The sequence below is a fragment of the Rhizobium sp. Leaf306 genome, from assembly GCF_001423425.1.
Classification (GTDB): domain Bacteria; phylum Pseudomonadota; class Alphaproteobacteria; order Rhizobiales; family Rhizobiaceae; genus Neorhizobium; species Neorhizobium soli.
On record NZ_LMNX01000003.1, the window covers coordinates 554,290 to 572,742 of the forward strand.

The following is an 18,453-nucleotide window of genomic DNA, read 5'->3' on the forward strand; positions in this document are numbered from 1 at the left end:
CCAGTTGAGTTCGGCAACATTTCGTGGCATCAACCGGCACCATTCACCTTTCGAAAGTCGCTGGTTACGATGCAGTATTCCGTATTGACGCGGCGATGGATCTCGGCTGCGATTATCGCGATCGTGTCCGCTCAGCTCGTTGCCTGTGCCAACAGGCCTTCGGCCTCTGTTCTCGATCCGGTCGCGGTTAACCCGGCATCCAGCCGTCAGCTTACCGTCCTTACTGCGACGAACCGGTCGCGGGACGGCGACGGATACTCGTCCCGCCGTAACGCAGATCCGGCCTTCGAAACGTTCACGGTCGCAATCCCGCCCTCGCACCGCCCGCCGAAGATCGAATGGCCTGTCGGTAGACCCGACGCGTCGACGGACATGGTTGTTTCCGAAAGACGCTCTCTCGACCAAAAACAGTTTCTGGCGTTGGCGGACGCGCCCAACAAGGATGGGGCGGTTGGCATCTTTGTCCACGGGTATAACTATACGTTCCAGGAGGGTCTGTACCGGCTCGCGCAGGTCGCCGCCGATTCCAAGACGGATGGAAGGCCGGTCCTTTTCTCCTGGCCGTCGCAGGGATCCCTTGCCGGATATCTCGCGGATCGTGACGCGGCCCTCGCTTCGCGTGACACCCTGGTCTGGCTCGTCAAATCGATGGCAGCCAAACGCGATGTGAAACGGGTCATCCTGTTCGGGCACAGCATCGGCGGGTTCCTGATCATGGAAACGCTTCGCCAGCTGAAGCTGGAAGGCCGCGGCGACGTCCTCGACAAGTTGGTCGTCGTGCTCGCGGCTCCAGACATTGACGACGATCTGTTCAGGTCGCAGCTGGAGGTCGTCGGTCGGATGCGTACCCCCATCACGCTGTTTGTTTCCAAGGACGACAAGGCGCTCAAGATCTCCAGTTTCATCAGCGGGGAGAAACCGCGCGCGGGATCGCTCAATGTCGATAGCCCTTCGGTGCGCGACGCAGCCTTGCGCTATGGTCTGCGGATCATCGACATCTCGTCGGTCAAGGCAGCAGATGGGGTCGGGCACGACCGGTACGCCAATCTCGCACAACTGGGTCCGCAGCTTGCGCAGGCGGGTGGCGGGGCGGTTTCGGTGCCGGAGGCGGGCGCCTTCGTCTTCGACGTCGCGGCATCGGTCATTTCAAGTCCGTTCAGATTGGCAGGCGCGGTCGTCGGCGGGCGCTGAGCTTGCGGTTTCTGGCGGTAGACCAGGGAAGGATGATTGATCCTTCTCTCTCATTCTTGTGTCCGTGCGTGGTCGCACTTGTCGATTGTCACCCTATGTTGCGTGTGTTGAACCGAGAGACACCGATTTGCGCCGAGCATTCCACTTCCTCGCCCTGACGGGCGTTTTCATCGTCATTCTACTCGTCTCGGCGTGGTCATCGCTGGCACTGTGGTACCGTCTGCCATTGCCGCTCCCGGCAAGAGCGGTGTTCGCTGCGCTGTTTGCCGCTCTCGGTGTCTGGACCATCGTCTCTGTGATCCGCCACCGATGGCGGGCTCCGACGGGCGTGTTCTCGGTGGCCTTCGCGATCGTGCTTTCGTGGTGGTTCACGCTCGCGCCCTCAGCGGTAGGAGACTGGTCGCCGGACGTTGCGCGACAGGTCACCGGAACGATTTCGGGCGACACGTTGACCCTGAACGGTGTGCGAGACTTCACCTGGAGAAGCGATACCGACTATACCGAAAACTGGAAGACCAAGACGTATGATCTAAAGACGCTGACGTCGGTTGATCTCTTCATGTCCTACTGGTCGGGACCGCTGATGGGCCACATGCTGGTCAGCTTCGGCTTCTCGAATGGCGAGCACGTCGCCTGGTCCGTCGAGGTCCGCCGCAAGCGCGGAGGCGCGTTTTCGCCGATCGCGGATCTCTTCAAGAGCAATCCGCTTGTGATCGTCGCGGCAGAGGAGCGGGATATTATCGGGGTTCGTACGATCGTGCGCGGCGAGGACGTCCAGCTCTACCGGGTGAACGTCTTGCCGCAGACAGCACGCAACCTCCTGGTCGCCTATGTCGAGGATGCAAACAAGCTGTCCCGCCAGCCGCAGTGGTACAACTCGCTGATGACGAACTGCACGACTGCGGTTGTCGCCATCGTCAGAACGCTTGGAGGCACGGTCCCTCTCGACTGGCGCCTGTATGTGAACGGCTATCTGCCCGAATACGCCTATGATCAGGGCATCCTCGACACTGGGTCCCCGATGGCGGTGCTCAGGCAACAGTCCCATATTGCCGAGAAAGCCAAGGCGGCGGGCATGTCTGAGGACTTTTCAGAAGCGATCAGGCGAGATCGGGTAACCGAACCGCCTTCATCGAACTAGACGCAGCGCCGGGAGCCTGTCACCTTAAGACGTATAGGCGTTAAGCGTCTGCCAGACATCATAGGCCGAGATCACCGTCTCCATCTGCGCCGTATGGCCCGTGACGAAATCGTCGCCGTAGATAGTCTCGTCAGGGTATTCAGTGATCAGCGTCAGCGGCACGGTATGGCGATCATCCACTGACGACAGGCATGGGAAGCCGTTGATGATGCGGAAACCCGTCTCGCCGGCGTGGGTTTCGTAGAGCGCGATCTGGCGATTGTTGTAGTCGAGAATACCGGAAATTGCACCCAGATGCCGGGTGACGTGGTCGAGTATCGCTTCCGCTTGCTGCGTCCAGCCGGCGTGGTGGCGCATGATCAGGAAGAAACCCTTTGGCAGCGTCCACATGCCAAAACCGCGCGGCACGTAGCCGGATAGCGGCCGCGTCCATTCATGCGACGGATAGCCGTGCAGGTTGATATGCAGCTGGGCCTTGCTCAGTTCCTGCGCCGTGAAGCGGATTGCCTTCTCGTTCAGATGCGCGCCGGAGTTCTCCAACGTCCGGTATTCGAGATCGTCGCCGAGCGCGGTGTAGCGGGCGGCGTGGTGCATGTGGCGCGGGTTATCGACCCGCAGGCGCTGGTGCAGCGCGTAGCCGTCCGGGTTCTCGATCGGCGAGATGGTGAAATGGGCGCCGGCACGCTGCTTGAGCGCACGGGCAGCGCGAATCGCGCCGACAATGCCGGTCGTCTCGTTCGGATGCTGGCCGCCGCTGATCATGACCGCCGTGTCGCTGCCACGCACATAGTGCGCCGAGAGAACGCGGCCGGAGCGCGACCGGGCATCGAATTCCTCTCCGCCGATGTCCGACAGCAGTCTCGACATCTGCGCAACGGCCGGTGGTTCGCTGGCCGTATCGATTTCCTGTTCGGGGCCATCCCTAAAACCTGTGCTCAGCGGCCGGGTTTCGACACGCACGCTGATCTCACCGTTGCTGCGCACGATCTCCGGCACGATCTGGCCGGGCTTCAGGCCACGGTCGCCGAGCGGACGGCCGGACTTCTTCTGGAAGAATTCCAGCAGCGAGAAATAGAAATCCTCGTGCAGGGCCTCGCGGAGGCTGACGACCTCGTCGCCAACCGCCAGCGGCATGTCTTCCGCCGGATGGGAAACGGCGATGTTGAGTTCTTCGAAATAGGGTTCTTCGTTGCCCCAGTCGTGGTTTGCGATCGCGTCGATTGCGAGGCCGAACAGGCGCTCGTAATCCGTTTTCAGGCGCTCGCCGGTCGCGCCATCGCGGCTGATCCAGCCGGTCGGGGAGAGATTGGTTTCCCCGACCGCATCGGTATGCACGCGGTTCGGTGCCTGAACCTTCAGCGTTTCCGTCTGGCCGTTGCGGGTGAGCGCGACGTCATAGACCAGTTCGTCATCTTCCCGCGCGATGAACGCGATATCAGCGTCTCCGACAAGTGCCGCAAGCGGATAGGCTTCGAGCCGGAAACGGTTGGCCGGGGCGTCGGCATGAACCGGATAACGCACCTCGATCGCTGTGACGCCTTGACAGTCGATCTCTTCCAGAAACGCAAACAGAAGCGGCTTGTAGGCACTGCGGATGCGGGCGGTGACGCCTTTGTCCTTCAACGCCTGTTCGGCGGCACGACGGCTCGTCGTGTCGTCGAATGTCCAGGTCTCGATGGACTGCCCGGGCGTCGCGCTTGCAACCAGTGTGTCGAGCGTACGCTCCAGTTTGGTTTCAAAGATCGAAGTCATGATGCTTAACCCTTGTGAATGTCGTGCTGCTTATCGGGACGTGCGGCCGGTCGGATCGAGGCTGTCGCGCAGCCAGTCTCCGAGGAGGTTGAGACCGAGCACGGTGAGCAGGATCGCAAGGCCCGGGAAGACGCTGACCCACCATGCGGTCTGCAGATAGGTCCGGCCGTCTGCCAGCATGCCGCCCCAGCTTGGAATGGTTGGGTCGACGCCGAGGCCGAGGAAGGTCAGGCTGCTTTCGAGCAGAATGTTGTTGGCGACATTGAGCGTCATCAGAACGATCACCGGTCCGATCAGGTTCGGCAGCAGGTGCTGGATGATGATGCGCCAGTCCTTCACCCCGATCGCGCGGGCCGACAGGACGAACTCACGCTCCCTCAGCGTCAGCACCGAGCCGCGCACCAGACGGGCATACTGCACCCATTGCGACACAATCAGAAGGATGATCGTGTTGGTCAGGCTTCCGCCGACGATGGCGATGAAGGTGATAGCGAGCAGAATGAACGGCATCGCGAGCTGCAGGTCGGCAAAACGCATCACCAGCATGTCCCAGAAACCGCGGTAATAGCCGGCGATCAGGCCTACCAGCACGCCGAAGACGACGGCGCCGATGACGGAGGTGAAGCCGACCAGGAGCGAGATCTTTCCGCCGGCAACGACACGCGCCAGCACGTCGCGGCCCAGCGGATCGGTTCCGAACGGGTGAGCGGCGGTCGCAAAGGGTTTGGCGAGCCGCGCCATCAGGTCGATCTTGTCAGCACCGCCCGGAAACAGCAGGTCGGAAAACAGCACTGCGAGGCAGATGACGACGGTGAGGGACATGCCGAGAACGAATTCAAGGCTCGCGAAGCGCCAGCGGCTAGAGGTTTTGGTTGCCATTGCCGGTTACTCCGTGCGGATGCGGGGATCGACGAGGCCATAGGCGATGTCGACCAGAAGGTTGATGCCGACGATCAACAGCGACAGTACGGTGATGACGGCCTGGAGCACGGGGAAGTCGCGGGCGCCGACGGCGTCGAAGGCAAGCGTGCCCAGTCCCGGCCAGTTGAACACGCGCTCGATGACGACGATGCCGCCGAGAAGGCCACCGAACTGCAGGCCGAAATAAGTGATCAGCGGAATGGCGCAGTTGCGCAGCGCGTGCTTGTAGAGAACCTTGCTCTCGCTCAAGCCTTTGGCGCGCGCGACCATGATGTATTGCGACTGCAGCGTTTCCAGCATCGAGGTGCGGACAAGACGCACATTCGTCGCGGTCAGGATCACACCCATCGTCACGGCGGGCATGACATAGCTCGAAAAGCCCGACATGCCGCTTGGCGGCAGCCAGCCGAGCGTGATGGAGAACAAGAGGACCAGCATGGTGGCGAGCCAGAAATTCGGAAACGACAGGCCGATCAGCGAGAAGATGCGGATGGCCTGGTCGGCAGCCTTGCCGCGCGAGGTGGCAGCCTTGATGCCGAGCGGGATTGAAAGCGCGATCGACACGAACATCGAGATAAAGGCGAGCAGCAGGGTCGCCGGCAGGGCATTGCCGATCAGCATCGAGACCGACGTGCCGCCGGAAAAGCTGCGGCCGAAATCGAGCGTGACCAGCCTCTTCATGAACGTCCAGTACTGGACGAGGAACGGCTGGTCGGTTCCGAGCGCTGCGCGAATGCGCGCCAGATCGTCTTCCGTCATGCTGCCGCCGCCCTGGAACATCGTGACGGCCGGATCACCGGTCAGGCGAATGGCGAACGAGACGATGAGCGTGATGGCGATGACGACGAAAATTGCCTGTAGCAATCGCTTGATGAGGAAACCGGCCACTGTGTTGTCCTTAAGGAGAAGTTCGGCCCCGCCCGGGTTGGCCCGGGCGGGGTGGCTTTTCAGATGACTATTCGACGGTGACGTCGGTCAGCTTCAGGCGGTTGTCCGGGGGCGCGATGAAGCCCTTGACCCGCTTGTTGATGCCGAAGATGGCGTTGCTGTTGTAGAGCGGCAGTTCGAGCGCGCGTTCCGACGCATAGGCGCCGACTTCCCGCAGGATCTTTTCGCGGGCCGCACGGTCGGTCAGCGGACGCTGCGATTCCAGCAGCTTGTCCAGCTTTTCGTCCTTATCGTACGGGTTCCACTTTTCGCCCGAGTGGTACATCGAATAGGCGGTGTTGTCGTAGTCGAACGTCCAGCCGCCCCACTTCTGCTGGAACATCGCGCCGGTCTTGCCCTGCGGGATGATGTCGTTCAGCAGAACGTTGGTTTCGTAAGGCTTGATGGTGGCGGTGATACCGACCATCGACAGGTAGCTCGAAATGACCTGCGCCACTTCGTTCATCGTCGCATCATTGCCGCGGATATCGATCTGCAGCGTCGCACCCGTCTTCACGCCGGCTTCGGCAAGCAGCTTCTTGGCACCGGCCGGATCGTAAGGGATTGCCTTGAGGTCCGGATCGAAGCCGAAGGAAAGCGCGCTCTGGAAGCTGGTGATCTCGGAGGCCTGGCCGGCGAGGATCGACTTGACGATCGTGGCGCGATCGACAGCCATGATGATCGCCTTGCGCACCTTTGGGTCGGCAGTGATGCCGTCGCGGGTGTTGAAGCGCAGCGCGTCGACAGTCGGGCCGGGAACGGAAACGATTTCCAGCTTGTTGTCGCCTTCGATGACCGGCAGCATGCCGATCGGAATGGTCGGCGGGATCACCAGATCGACGCGGCCAGCCTGCAGTTCGGCAACAGCGGTTGCTGGCTCAGCGATAAATCGGAACTGGAGTTCCGACAGTTTCGGCGCGCCGCCCCAATAGTCGGCATTGGCTTCGAGCTTGATGTCGACCTTGGGCTGGTAGGACACGAACTTGAACGCGCCCGTGCCGATCGGGTTGAGGTTGAAATTGTCCTCACCCTTTTCCTGGATGTATTTCGGCGGAACGATCATCGCGCCGTAACCGGCAAGCTTGGTCAGAAGAACCGGATCGGCAGCCTTGAGCTTCAGATCGACTGTGTAATCGTCGATGACCTCGACGCTCTCGATCGAGATGTAGTTCGAACGCTGCGGACCCTTGGCACCCTGTTCGCCGAGAAGGCGCTCGAAGGTAAACTTGACGGCGGCCGCGTTGAAGGGCTCGCCGTTGTGGAACTTCACATTCTGGCGCAGCTTGAAGCGGATCCGCTTTCCTTCGTCGAGTTCTTCCCAGGATTCAGCGAGACCCGGAACCAGCTTCAGGTCCGGACCACGATAGGTCAGTCCGTCGAAGATGTTGGTGGCAACGGCCGCCCACTGCACGAGAAACGTATCGATCGGATCCCAGCTGCCCGGATCCTGCGGGCTCGAAATGGTCAGCTTTCCGGCAGCGAAGGCGGGCGCCGACGCGAAAGCTGTCGAGAGCGCAAGCGCCACTGCGGTCGCCTTCAGTCCCCGTTTGATTGTTGTCATTGATCTGTTCCTCTTCAGATGGTTGCGATTGTGTCGCTGGTTTCAGGCGCTCTTCGCGACGAAGTGGCCTGGATTGATTTCCTCGTGCACGAGGATGGCGGGCTCGTCACCGACGCGCTTCACCGGATTGGGAATTTCGCCCTCGATCATCGCCGACTGGCGGGCAACGGTCGGATCGGCGACCGGTACCGCGGACAGAAGGCGACGGGTGTAATCGTGGGCAGGCGTCTCGAAAACCTGGCGTCGTGAGCCAAGTTCCATGATCTGGCCGAGAAACAGAACCGCGACGCGGTGGCTCATCTTCTCGACGACGGCCATGTCATGGCTGATGAACAGGTAGGCGAGACCGCGTTCGGCCTGCAGGTCCATGAACAGGTTGATGATCTGTGCCTGGATCGACACGTCGAGCGCCGACAGAGCCTCGTCGGCGATGATCAGCTTCGGATCGGAGGCGAGCGCGCGGGCAATACAGACGCGCTGCCGCTGGCCGCCGGAAAACTCGTGCGGATAACGGGTTGCGACATCGGAGGTGAGGCCGACACGCTCCAGCAGTTCGTCGACGCGGCGGCGGACGGCCTTGGCATCGGAGATCAGGCTGTGGGTGTTGATCGGCTCTGCAATTGAGAAGCCGACGGTCTTGCGCGGATCGAGCGAGGCGAACGGATCCTGGAAGATATACTGCACATCCTGGCGTAGGCGGAAACGCTCGGCAGCCGACATGGACGAGAAGGTTCGGCCATTGAAGGCGATGTCGCCGGACATGGCAGACTGAAGCTGCTGGATCGTCCGGCCGATGGTCGACTTGCCCGAACCGCTTTCGCCAACCAGTGCCAGCGTCTCGCCGGGATGGATGTCGAAGCTCACCTTCTGCACGGCGCTCAAGCGATGGGTGGCCTTGCCGAACAGGTTTTTCTTGATGTCGAAGCGGACGTAGAGATCCTTGACCGACAGGAGCGGCGTTGCGCCATTCTTGACCGTGTCCTGGATACGCTCCTCGCCGACGACGGTCGGCTTGCCATCCTGCAAAATGGTCAGCGGCAGACGCTTGGGGAAAGCCTCTCCCGTCATGCTGCCGAGCTTCGGCACGGCGGAAAGCAGGGCCTGGGTATAGGGGTGCTGCGGGTTGGCGAAGATCTCGCGAACCGGGCCTTCCTCGACTTTCTTACCCTTCCACATGACGACGACATGGTCTGCCATTTCGGCAACGACGCCCATGTCATGGGTGATGAACACCATGCCCATGCCGAGGGTCTTCTGCAGATCGCGCATGATGTTGAGGATCTGCGCCTGGATGGTGACATCAAGCGCAGTCGTCGGCTCGTCGGCAATCAGCAGCTTCGGGCGGCAGGCAAGCGCCATCGCGATCATTACACGCTGCCGCATGCCGCCGGACAGCTGGTGCGGATAGCGGGTCAGAAGTTCTTCAGAGTCAGGCAGGCGCACCATGTCGAGCAGCCGGCCGGCCTCGGCCAGCGCCGCGCTCTTGCTCATCTTCTCGTGCAGGACAAGCACTTCGCAGATCTGGTCGCCGATGGTGAAGACCGGGTTGAGCGAGGTCATCGGCTCCTGGAAGATCATGGCGATCTCCTTGCCGCGGACCGACCGCATCTCTTTCTGGCTGGCTTGCAACAGGTCGCGGCCGTTGAACATGATGCGACCGGATGCATAGTATGCACCCATCATGTCGGCGAGACGCATGGTCGACAGCGAGGTCACCGACTTGCCCGAACCGGACTCGCCGACGACGGCGACCGTCTGGCCGGCCTCGACGGTAAAGGACAGGTCGTCGACGACGCGGCTTTCGCCGAATTCGACGCTCAGGCGTTCGACCGACAGGAGCGGCTTGCTGTTTTCGGTCATGCTCATGTCCGCGTCTCCGTCGTGCTAGTGGTTCCGGCGTCGTCCTGGGCGATACGGGCAATGACTGCGCCGGCAGTCTGGGAGGATCCGGCCTTTGCCAGTAGGCTGATGATACCGTTAACAGGTGCGGTGACGGCGGTTTCCATCTTCATCACGTCCATCATGGCAAGAACCTCGCCTTCACGGACGGCTGCGCCATCCTCGACATTCCATTGCACGAGCAGGCCGGGAACGGAGGCGCGAACAGCGCCGGCATCATTCTCGGCAGCGTCCGGTCCGGCGCTCGATGCCGTCGCAGGCATCTGGCCCAGCAGGCGAAGGAAATTATCGGGAATGCCGATCTCGACACGTTTGCCGTCGATCTCGACATGGCCGCGAAGAAGCCCGCTGGCGGGTGCCGGGGCAGGGTGGGCAGCGTCTTCGAGCGTCTCGGCGAAATCGGTTTCGATCCAGCGCGTGTGGACGCGGAAGTCCGCGCCTGAGAAATCCGCATGATCGAGCACCGCACGGTGGAACGGCAGGACGGACGGCACGCCCTCGATCGTAAATTCGCTGAGCGCGCGGCGGGCACGGGCAATGGCCTGATCGCGCGTCGCACCCCAGACGATCAGCTTGGCGGCCAGAGAGTCGAACATCGGCGGAATGACCGAGCCTGACGTGACGCCGCTATCGAGACGTACGCCCGGCCCCGATGGCGCCGTGAAATTCGAGATCTCGCCGGCGGACGGCAGGAAGCCGCGACCGGGATCTTCCATATTGATGCGGAATTCGATCGCGTGGCCACGCGGCTCCGGCATCGTGGTCACGCTGATCGGCAGGCCTTCGGCAATGCGGAACTGTTCGATGACGAGGTCGAGACCGGTGGTCTCTTCGGTGACCGGATGTTCCACCTGCAGGCGGGTATTCACCTCGAGGAAGGAGATGACGCCATCGGCGCTGAGCAGGAATTCGACCGTGCCGGCACCGGTATAGCCGGCCTCCGCGCAGATATCACGCGAGGCGGCGTGGATCTTTTCGCGCTGATCGTCCGAGAGGAACGGTGCGGGGGCTTCCTCGACAAGCTTCTGGTTGCGGCGCTGCAGCGAGCAGTCGCGGGTGCCGACGACGAGTACATTGCCGTGGCTGTCCGCCAGCACCTGGGCTTCGATATGCCTCGGCCGGTCCAGGAACTGCTCGACATAGCACTCGCCACGACCGAAGGCTGCGACCGCTTCGCGCGTTGCCGATGAGAATAGTTCTTCGACCTCGTCGAGATCGCGGGCGATCTTCAGGCCGCGTCCGCCGCCACCATGCGCCGCCTTGATGGCAATCGGCATGCCGAATTGGCGTGCGAAAGCTAAGGCCTCGGCATGCGAGGTGATCGCTCCGTCGCTACCGGCAACGAGCGGTGCACCGACCTTTTGGGCGATCGCGCGGGCCTGGAGCTTGTCGCCGAGCGCCTCGATCACGTGAGGGGCAGGGCCGATCCAGACCAGCCCGGCATCGATGACAGCCTTTGCGAATTCCGCGCGCTCGGAGAGAAAGCCATATCCCGGATGCACGGCGTCGGCGCCGGAGCGCTTTGCGACGGCGATCAGCTTCTCGATGTCGAGGTAGGTTTCCCGGGCCGTGGCACCGTTCAGGGAATAGGCCTCATCGGCCTGCGCCGCGAACATCGCATCGGCATCGGCGTCCGCGTAGACGGCAACCGAGGTCAGGCCGTAATCCTTGCAGGCCCGAATGATCCGCACCGCGATCTCGCCGCGGTTAGCTATCAGAACCTTCTTCATGGGTATTTTCCTAAGATGGACCGGGGAGCGAAGGCGCTGATCGCGTTGAAACGGATCTTCGCTCCGACAGGGATCTGGCCTGCGAGATCGAGATGATGGCGGGCGACATTGGCAATGACCGGATAACCGCCGGTCAGCGGATGATCGGCAAGGAACAGCACCGGCTGACCGCTCGCCGGCACCTGAAGCGCGCCGCGCACGGTCGCCTCGCTCGGCAACTCTGCGTGGTTCTGGCGCTCCAGCGCTTCGCCTGAAAGACGGATGCCGACCCGGCTTGATTGCGGTGTCACCGACCATTCCTGGGACAGGAAATTCTCGACGGCGCTTTGTGTGAACCAGTCGGTGCGCGGCCCCATCACTACGTCGAGAACGACGGTCTCCACAGTGTCCGGCATGTCGAACGCCGGTAGTTCTGGCGCAGCAACGGTCGATCCCAGCACCGGCGGGTGAATTCCGATAACGGCGCCCGCGCCAAGTGCTGCAGGGCCGATCTGCGCCAGGGTATCCGTCGCCGCGCTCCCGAGAACCGGCGTCACGTCAAAGCCGCCGCGCAGGGCCAGATAGGAGCGCATGCCGGCCGTCGGCTGTCCGAGCGAAACGATGTCGCCGTCATCGAGCGCGATCGCCTCACCATGCGCTGCCGTCAGCTTTTTGCCCGCGGTGGTGGCGATGGTGATCGGCGCCAGTGCACCCGTCACAGCCATCACGCCGCGGCCGCGCATGCGAAAACGGAAGCCGCCAAGGGAGATCTCCAGCGCCGGCGTGCCGACCGGATTGCCGACGAGGCGGTTGGCGGCCTTGAAACTGCTGCGATCGACTGCGCCAGATACGCTGATGCCCTGGTTTGCTTGGCCTGCGCGGCCGAGATCCTGAAACAGGACCGGCAGGCCGACGGCCAGAACCTCGATTGCGCAGTTTGAATAGCTTGCCGCAACCGGAGCAGTCGCAGTTTTCGCAGGGGCCGAAACTTCGTAGGCTTTGTCGGCCGCCATATCGCGAAAACGCACGCGACTTCCCGGCTGGAGAAGCGAGGCGGGTGCGCGATCGATATCGAACATGGCAAGCGGCGTCGTGCCGATCAGCTGCCAGCCGCCTGGGCTGGTCTTGGGATAGATGCCGCTGAATTCTCCGGCAAGGCCGACGGCGCCGGCCGGAACCCGGGTCCGGGGCGATTTGCGTCGGGGTACGTTAAGCCGCTGATCGCCGCCGGAGAGATAGGCGAAACCGGGCGCGAAACCGGTAAAGGCTGCGACATACTCGCTTTCGCCGTGCAGGCGAATAACGTCCGCGACGCTCATGCCGAGGATGGTGGCAACTTCGCCAAGATCCTCGCCATCGTAACGAACTGGGATTTCGACCAGCGGACCAGACGCCGCCTTGCGCTCGCCACCCGCGAGTGCGGCAACCGCATCCGTCAGCGCATCGTTTGAAATCATACTAGGATCGAACGCAATCAGCAGCGTGCGTGCTGCCGGGATGATCTCGCGGATACCGTCGACTGGGTTGGTTTCCAGCGCATCGAACAGCGCCAGCGCCTCGGCCAGATCGGCGAGTTCGACCAGAATGCTGTCGTCACGCACGGGCAGAAAGCGCATGGATGTATCACGAGGCATGGACGGGGGAGCGATATGCATGCCGGGTTATACGGCCGGCGCGAAGGGCTGGACGGCATGGCCGGATTCTTCCAGAAGCGCGCGCAGCCGCTGCGCGATCGCGACTGCGCCTGGGCTGTCGCCATGCACGCAGATGGACTGCGCATCGATCTTCGTCATCGTGCCGTCGATCGCTTCGATCGCACCGTCGCGGACCATGCGCAGCATCCGCTGGGCCACGAGTTCGGGATCATGCAGGACCGAGCCTTTTTCGCGGCGGGAGACAAGGTTGCCTTGCGGCGTATAGGCGCGATCGGCAAAGGCCTCGGCAACGACGGTCAGGCCTGCACTGCGCGCCTGCTCGACCAGTTGCGAACCGGCCAGCGCCATCAGCACCAGCGAGGGATCGATGGCTCGGATTGCCGCGATAACGTCGGCTGCCTGCCGCGCATCGATGGCGATCGTGTTGTAGAGCGCGCCGTGCGGTTTGACGTAGGTAACGCGAGTGCCAGCGGCCTTGGCGAGGCCCTGCAAGGCGCCGATCTGATAGATCACGTCGCCAATCAGTTCTTCGCTCGAAGGATCCATGTTGCGTCGGCCAAACCCTGCGAGATCGCGGTAGCCGACATGCGCGCCGATCGCCACGCCACGCTCTGCTGCTGCCTTCAAGGTCTTGAGAATGCCCGCCGGATCGCCTGCATGGAAGCCGCAGGCGACATTGGCGCTGCTCACGACGTCGAGCATGGCGGAATCGTCACCCATCTTCCAGGCGCCGAAGCTTTCGCCCAAGTCACTGTTGATGTCGATACTCAGCATACTGCCTGCCCGCCCTCTCGCTCGTTGACTAGACGCTAACAAAGGCGAACAATGCTGTCCAGAGTGTTGAACAATTTTTATATGTTGCTCTACAGTTAGGCAAATGCGCAATAATGATGCGTCACCCGCGTTTTGCACGGTTTAGTGGACCATGCGGGTTCGAGTTCGGCTCATTTCGCTTGTGACGGGGTTCGAAGCGCTTTACCGAAAATTGAGACGAGATCCGGAGCGAGGGGCAAAGGCTTGGCTGAACGCAAACTGCAAGGCGCTGATAAAGGCGTGCTTTCTGTTCCAGACGGCAACGGTCCAGTGATTGCGCGTCCGGGCGAGCCGGTGCAGACGCTTGCCGAAAGCGTTGCTAGTCGTATCCGCGATCAGGTTATCTCCGGCAGGCTTACTCCCGGCAGTCACCTTTCAGAATTGACGCTTAGCGACGAGATGCAGGTATCACGCAACACGTTGCGCGAAGTATTCCGCATTCTGACCAAGGAAGGGCTGCTGCGATACGAAGCCAATCGGGGCGTTTTCGTTTCGACGCCCAGCATGGCAACAATCATCGATATCTACCGCGTCCGGCGGGTCATCGAATGCTCGGCAATTGCCAATGCCCATCCGCGCCATCCGGGCGTGGCCAAGATGCGGGCGGCCGTCGAGGCGGCGGCACTTTCGCGGGAAACGAAGGACTGGTTGAGCGTCGGTACTGCCGATATCGCATTCCATTCCGCCGTCGTCGAACTCGCCGACAGTTCGCGCCTTTCGGCCTTCTACGCACAGATATCGCTGGAACTGCGCCTCGTCTTCGGCCTGTTGCGCGATCCGGAGCTGCTGCATGGTCCGTTCATCGACCAGAACCTCGAGATCCTGACCGAACTGGAAGCGGGTCGCGCGCAGGAAGCATCCATCATGCTCGAGGCCTACCTCCTGCGGGCCGAACGGCTCATTCTGGGCGCCTATGCGCGCGTGACGAAGTAACGCTTCAGTCTTCGAATTCGACCATCACGCCGGGCTTCACCATGCTGGCCAGTTCCTCGGCGTCCCAGTTCGTGAGACGCACACAACCGTGCGAGCCCGCCTTATCGATCAGCGACGGCTCCGGCGTTCCGTGAATGCCATAGGTCGGCTCCGACAGATCGATCCATACCGTTCCGACCGGATTGTTGGCACCGCTCGGGAGTGTGAGCTTGGACTTGTTTTGTCCCTGCTGGAAGTTGATTTTTGGATTGTATTCATAGGTCGGGTTACGGGCGACGCCGTTGACCTTATGCTTGCCGGAGGGCGAAGGATTATCCTCGCTCCCGATCGTGGCCGGATAAACCGCGATGATAGCATTCTGGTCGTCGTAAGCGACCAGTTGTCCTTCCTTGCGACGAGCTTCTATCCGTTTGACGACGCCGGCGCGGGGCGCACCGATGTTGGCGACCAAGATGGTTTCGCCGGCCTCGAATTTCGCCGATGGGTTCAGTGCATGCACGAGGTCCACGTCCATATGGAACCGCTCGGCGAGCTTTTCAGCGACGCTGGTAAAGCCAAGATGCTCCATCTTGGCCTGTTCGGCATAGTCCTTCGGAATCTCGGCGACGATGTCTGCAGCATCATCGGGATCGATCTGGTATGGACCGACGACATGCTGATCGTCTGCCAGACGCGTAACCACGTCGGGGTCGACTTTCCCGTCGACGGGAAGGCTCTGGAGCGCTTCGAAACCCGCGACAGCCTTGCGAACATTGTTTCCGTCCAGGCCGTCGATCACGCCCGGGGAAGCGCCGGCGCGATCGAGGAGAACCTGAAGGTGAATGATCGCGGGATCCGGGGCAGGCTTCTCCTGCTGCTGGACGGGCTCTGGCGGAACAGCCGCAATATTCGCGTTGTTGACCGCCTCAGCGGTCAATTCCTGCGCTTGCGCGGCTCCGAATGTGATTGAGGATAGAAGCGAGACGAGCAGGATTTTGTTTTTCATGGCGTTAGAAGGCGTGAGTCCGACCGAAGTTCCGTCCATTTAGAAATTCTGGTCGGGCAAGCGGCTTGGACAGCCACAGAACGCGCCAACCGTTATCCTGACGACGGGTTTACAGCCCGCGAATATCGAGCCGTCCCGACTTCTGCATGTCTTCGAACCAGCGCTTTTCGGCGGCCCAGGCATGACCGTCCCAGCCTTCGAACGAAAAGCCCGCCACGATCACAGGCGGTGCATCTTCCGGGCGATTGAGGAGGGTTTCGAACGCATAGACAAAGCCCGAGCTCAAGGCTGCGTCCGGCGCCGCGCCACGTGCCTCCAGCTCCTGTCGGGCCTGATCGTGAACGGATTGCTCGATATAGCGCACGCGTTTTCCGATGCCCTCCAGCAACGACGTCAGCTCCAAGGCGCCGCATTCGTCGCCGGGATCCGAACTCGGCGGAAAAACCAAGGTAATCAGTGCGGCTTTTCGCATCGCGGGGCGATTGGTGAACTCCGGGTCGGCCAGCCATTCGGTCGCCTGTCCGCCGCGGCTGACGAGAACCAGTTCGGAGATCTCCGTCCCCGAGACGTCCATGAACCCAGCGGTATTGTTAAAGCGCGTGACCCAGTCACAGCGATCCGTCATCTGCCCGGCATCGACGAAGTCAGGGCAGTTGCCGATGATCGCGATATGGCTTTCGTCTCGGATGTTTGTCTCGTCCTTCAAGATCTTGCCTTTCCAGACTTGGCTATTGCCTGCCGGTAGAGCGCCATGGTCTCGCGACCGAGATAGGGTCTATCGAAACGGCCGGCTGCCAGCACGGCGCGATGATGCAGTTGTTCACGCAACTGTGGCGACTGGATAAGGGATCGCAAGGAGGCTGCGATGTCCTGGGGAAGCGTTCGTTCCGCGAGTAGCCCGGCTCCGGTCGCTCCGACGAATTCCCGCGCGCTCGGATCTTCAGCCGATGCGACCACGGGCCGCCCGAACGCAATCGCCTCCTGGTAAACCAGTCCGAAGCTTTCGTATCGCGACGGTGCCGCAACGATATGAGCCTGCCGATAGAGGTCGTGGAGCATTTCGTCGGGTTGGCGGCCCAGGGCGGTTACCCGTTCGCGCGCAACAGCGCTCATCTGCGACGGCAGATCGACGGACGGCACGCCGAGCAGATTGACGTGAAACGGAGGAAGTGTTCCGGAAGCGACTTCGGCGGCCAGGAGCTCTACCGCGCCCATCAGCTCTGCAAAACCCTTGCGCTGTTCCGCACGTCCGACGAACAGGATTCTGACAGGTTCCTCTCCAGCCGGGTAGGGCGATGACTGTGCCGTCTTCAGCAATTCAGGCGGCAGCGAAAGACCGATCGTCCGATGCGGTATTTGGCTGTTGATCTTATAGAGGTCGACGATCCGTCGACCGTGTTCGTCCGTATTGGAGATCAGCCCGGCGCTCGACCCTGCCTGCTTCTTTTCCAGCAAGTCCGCAGCAGCCGCGTCCAGCTTGTCTCGAACCGGCAGCTCAGCCATCCTGCTCCAGGCAGCGGGCGTCGAATTGCGCGTCACAAGCGCAAATCCGTGGCGACCCGTCAGCAAACTCGCTGGCGCGTACCAGTTGGTTGCTTCCACCACGTCGAAGGGCTTTGCCGCATGATCACGCAAAACGGCCTGGCGGAACCGCAGCGGTGCGGCGGCGTGACCGATCGCAGCCCATTTGCGCAGGCGTCCGATACGGGATTGATCCGAGATATCACAACCGACGACGCGAACGCCGTCTATGTCCTCGGCTCCCGAGCGATCGAGCGTAAAGACAGTCACGTCGCAGCCCTCGCCAGAGAGCGCCATAGCGATCTCCCTGGCCGCCGTCGAAAGTCCGCTTGGAGACGGCGGGTAGTCCCAGGCGAGAAGGGCTGTCCGCATCACGACTTCAGCATCCTCTTGTATATCTCGATATAGTCCCGCGCCATGCGGTCTGCGGTAAAGCGCTCCTCGAACCGGGCGCGGATGCGGCGGCGATCGAGGCTTCCCACCTTGTTGACCGCTTCGACTGCCTGCGCTTCGTTCTCGACGATAAAGCCGGTGACACCGTCTTCCACCACTTCGGAGACCGAACCCTTGTTCCACGCAATCACGGGCGTGCCGCAGGCCATGGCCTCGATCATGACCAGACCGAACGGTTCCGGCCAGTCGATCGGAAACAGCAGCGCTGTCGCACCGCGGAGCAACTCGCTCTTGGCCGCATCACCGACCGGGCCGACATACTCGACACCATCGCCAAGCTTCGGCCGGACATAGGTGTCGAAATAGAGCGGATTGCCGACGTCAACCGTACCGGCGAGCTTGATGGGGTGACCGCACTCGACCGCAACGTCGATTGCCTTGTCCGGCCGCTTCTGGTCGGTCATGCGCCCGATGAAGGCGAGATAGGACCCGGGCTCGAAGGAGGGCTCGAAGCGGTCTCCGTCGACGCCGTGAAGGACGACGCCGGCGCGGTTGGCTTCTGGGATCCCACGTTGCTGGGACGCTGAAATGGCCGCGACCGGCAGGTCGGGGAAGGCATTGAAGAACAGCTTCCGGTCAAGCTCGTCGACGCGCCAATGGATCGTTGTCAGCGATTTCGAGCGCTGATCGCCCAGCAGGGTCGCGTGAAAGAACTCGCCGTGGAAATGCAGGATGTCGAACTCGGCGAGCCGCTGGCGAACCTCTTCCAACGTCACGCTTTCGAGCACTGCCGGTATCGAAGGCGGCACGGTGCCGTGATCGCTCTCCAGAAACTGCAAGCTCGGCAGGGACCCGATCCGGGTGACCGGCGTGGTGCTGTCGGATGCCGCAAACAGGGTCACCTCACAACCCTGGCGTTGCATCGCTACGCAGAGATCGTGGATCACACGCTCCGTTCCGCCATGATCGCGGGGAGGAACGGGGAAGATACTTGGTGCAACCTGCGCAACCCTTATCGGCTTCGGGAGTTCCGGTGCGCATTCTAGCATTTT

Annotated in this window: 15 protein-coding genes; 3 read left to right on the forward strand and 12 right to left on the reverse strand. The window is 61.9% G+C overall.

Annotated elements, in window-relative coordinates:
• The first annotated feature begins 69 nt into the window (after positions 1 to 69).
• Positions 70 to 1,191, forward strand: a complete 1,122-nt coding sequence (locus ASG19_RS15940; protein ID WP_062459413.1) for an alpha/beta fold hydrolase — start codon at positions 70 to 72, stop codon at positions 1,189 to 1,191.
• A gap of 127 nt (positions 1,192 to 1,318) precedes the next feature.
• Positions 1,319 to 2,332 (forward strand): DUF4105 domain-containing protein, encoded by a 1,014-nt coding sequence (locus tag ASG19_RS15945; RefSeq protein ID WP_062459417.1) that lies wholly within the window; start codon positions 1,319 to 1,321, stop codon positions 2,330 to 2,332.
• Between the two features lie 24 nt (positions 2,333 to 2,356).
• Here the strand turns inward: ASG19_RS15945 and ASG19_RS15950 are convergent, their stop codons facing one another.
• From ASG19_RS15950 to ASG19_RS15985, 8 genes are all read right to left on the reverse strand, one after another.
• Positions 2,357 to 4,084 carry a M14 family metallopeptidase gene (locus ASG19_RS15950; RefSeq protein ID WP_062459420.1) on the reverse strand — a complete coding sequence of 576 codons (1,728 nt, stop codon included), beginning with the start codon at positions 4,082 to 4,084 and terminating at the stop codon, positions 2,357 to 2,359.
• A gap of 30 nt (positions 4,085 to 4,114) precedes the next feature.
• Positions 4,115 to 4,963 carry an ABC transporter permease gene (locus tag ASG19_RS15955; RefSeq protein ID WP_062459423.1) on the reverse strand — a complete coding sequence of 283 codons (849 nt, stop codon included), beginning with the start codon at positions 4,961 to 4,963 and terminating at the stop codon, positions 4,115 to 4,117.
• Positions 4,964 to 4,969: 6 nt separating this feature from the next.
• Positions 4,970 to 5,893 (reverse strand): ABC transporter permease, encoded by a 924-nt coding sequence (locus ASG19_RS15960; protein ID WP_062459427.1) that lies wholly within the window; start codon positions 5,891 to 5,893, stop codon positions 4,970 to 4,972.
• Between the two features lie 67 nt (positions 5,894 to 5,960).
• A complete protein-coding gene (locus ASG19_RS15965) occupies positions 5,961 to 7,493 on the reverse strand; it encodes an ABC transporter substrate-binding protein (RefSeq protein ID WP_062459430.1) in 1,533 nt (510 codons plus the stop codon).
• A gap of 42 nt (positions 7,494 to 7,535) precedes the next feature.
• Positions 7,536 to 9,359, reverse strand: coding sequence for an ABC transporter ATP-binding protein (locus ASG19_RS15970; RefSeq protein ID WP_156466527.1), 1,824 nt, complete (start codon positions 9,357 to 9,359; stop codon positions 7,536 to 7,538).
• The gene (locus ASG19_RS15975) at positions 9,356 to 11,122 is read right to left on the reverse strand and encodes a biotin carboxylase N-terminal domain-containing protein (RefSeq protein WP_062459433.1); all 1,767 of its coding nucleotides are present in this window, start codon (positions 11,120 to 11,122) and stop codon (positions 9,356 to 9,358) included. The genes ASG19_RS15970 and ASG19_RS15975 overlap by 4 nt, the downstream gene beginning before the upstream one ends.
• On the reverse strand, positions 11,119 to 12,717 hold the full coding sequence (gene pxpB / locus ASG19_RS15980; RefSeq protein ID WP_062459436.1) for a 5-oxoprolinase subunit PxpB: 1,599 nt from the start codon (positions 12,715 to 12,717) through the stop codon (positions 11,119 to 11,121). Before pxpB ends, ASG19_RS15975 begins: the two co-directional genes overlap by 4 nt.
• Positions 12,718 to 12,762: 45 nt before the next feature.
• The gene (locus tag ASG19_RS15985; RefSeq protein ID WP_062459439.1) at positions 12,763 to 13,530 is read right to left on the reverse strand and encodes a 5-oxoprolinase subunit PxpA; all 768 of its coding nucleotides are present in this window, start codon (positions 13,528 to 13,530) and stop codon (positions 12,763 to 12,765) included.
• Between the two features lie 312 nt (positions 13,531 to 13,842).
• Between ASG19_RS15985 and ASG19_RS15990 the strand changes: the two genes are divergently transcribed.
• On the forward strand, positions 13,843 to 14,502 hold the full coding sequence (locus tag ASG19_RS15990; RefSeq protein ID WP_062460443.1) for a GntR family transcriptional regulator: 660 nt from the start codon (positions 13,843 to 13,845) through the stop codon (positions 14,500 to 14,502).
• A 4-nt stretch (positions 14,503 to 14,506) separates the two neighbouring features.
• Here ASG19_RS15990 and ASG19_RS15995 read toward each other — a convergent pair whose 3' ends face one another.
• The 4 genes from ASG19_RS15995 to ASG19_RS16010 all read right to left on the reverse strand — a co-directional run bounded on the left by ASG19_RS15995 (position 14,507) and on the right by ASG19_RS16010 (position 18,450).
• The gene (locus ASG19_RS15995) at positions 14,507 to 15,487 is read right to left on the reverse strand and encodes a L,D-transpeptidase (protein ID WP_062459442.1); all 981 of its coding nucleotides are present in this window, start codon (positions 15,485 to 15,487) and stop codon (positions 14,507 to 14,509) included.
• A gap of 109 nt (positions 15,488 to 15,596) precedes the next feature.
• Positions 15,597 to 16,193 (reverse strand): hypothetical protein, encoded by a 597-nt coding sequence (locus ASG19_RS16000; protein WP_062459445.1) that lies wholly within the window; start codon positions 16,191 to 16,193, stop codon positions 15,597 to 15,599.
• A complete protein-coding gene (locus tag ASG19_RS16005; RefSeq protein WP_062459448.1) occupies positions 16,190 to 17,380 on the reverse strand; it encodes a glycosyltransferase family 4 protein in 1,191 nt (396 codons plus the stop codon). The genes ASG19_RS16000 and ASG19_RS16005 overlap by 4 nt, the downstream gene beginning before the upstream one ends.
• A complete protein-coding gene (locus ASG19_RS16010) occupies positions 17,380 to 18,450 on the reverse strand; it encodes a glycosyltransferase family 4 protein (RefSeq protein WP_062459450.1) in 1,071 nt (356 codons plus the stop codon). The genes ASG19_RS16005 and ASG19_RS16010 overlap by 1 nt, the downstream gene beginning before the upstream one ends.
• Positions 18,451 to 18,453 lie beyond the last annotated feature (3 nt).

Bases quoted from the DNA above. Each gene is read 5' to 3' on its own strand.
- ASG19_RS15975 (WP_062459433.1), bottom strand. From the start codon at position 11,122: ATGAAGAAGGTTCTGATAGCTAACCGCGGCGAGATCGCGGTGCGGATC.
- ASG19_RS15970 (WP_156466527.1), bottom strand. From the start codon at position 9,359: ATGAGCATGACCGAAAACAGCAAGCCGCTCCTGTCGGTCGAACGCCTG.
- ASG19_RS15940 (WP_062459413.1), top strand. From the start codon at position 70: ATGCAGTATTCCGTATTGACGCGGCGATGGATCTCGGCTGCGATTATC.
- ASG19_RS15985 (WP_062459439.1), bottom strand. From the start codon at position 13,530: ATGCTGAGTATCGACATCAACAGTGACTTGGGCGAAAGCTTCGGCGCC.
- ASG19_RS15950 (WP_062459420.1), bottom strand. From the start codon at position 4,084: ATGACTTCGATCTTTGAAACCAAACTGGAGCGTACGCTCGACACACTG.
- ASG19_RS16005 (WP_062459448.1), bottom strand. From the start codon at position 17,380: ATGCGGACAGCCCTTCTCGCCTGGGACTACCCGCCGTCTCCAAGCGGA.
- ASG19_RS15995 (WP_062459442.1), bottom strand. From the start codon at position 15,487: ATGAAAAACAAAATCCTGCTCGTCTCGCTTCTATCCTCAATCACATTC.
- pxpB (WP_062459436.1), bottom strand. From the start codon at position 12,717: ATGCGCTTTCTGCCCGTGCGTGACGACAGCATTCTGGTCGAACTCGCC.
- ASG19_RS15965 (WP_062459430.1), bottom strand. From the start codon at position 7,493: ATGACAACAATCAAACGGGGACTGAAGGCGACCGCAGTGGCGCTTGCG.
- ASG19_RS16010 (WP_062459450.1), bottom strand. From the start codon at position 18,450: ATGCTAGAATGCGCACCGGAACTCCCGAAGCCGATAAGGGTTGCGCAG.
- ASG19_RS15955 (WP_062459423.1), bottom strand. From the start codon at position 4,963: ATGGCAACCAAAACCTCTAGCCGCTGGCGCTTCGCGAGCCTTGAATTC.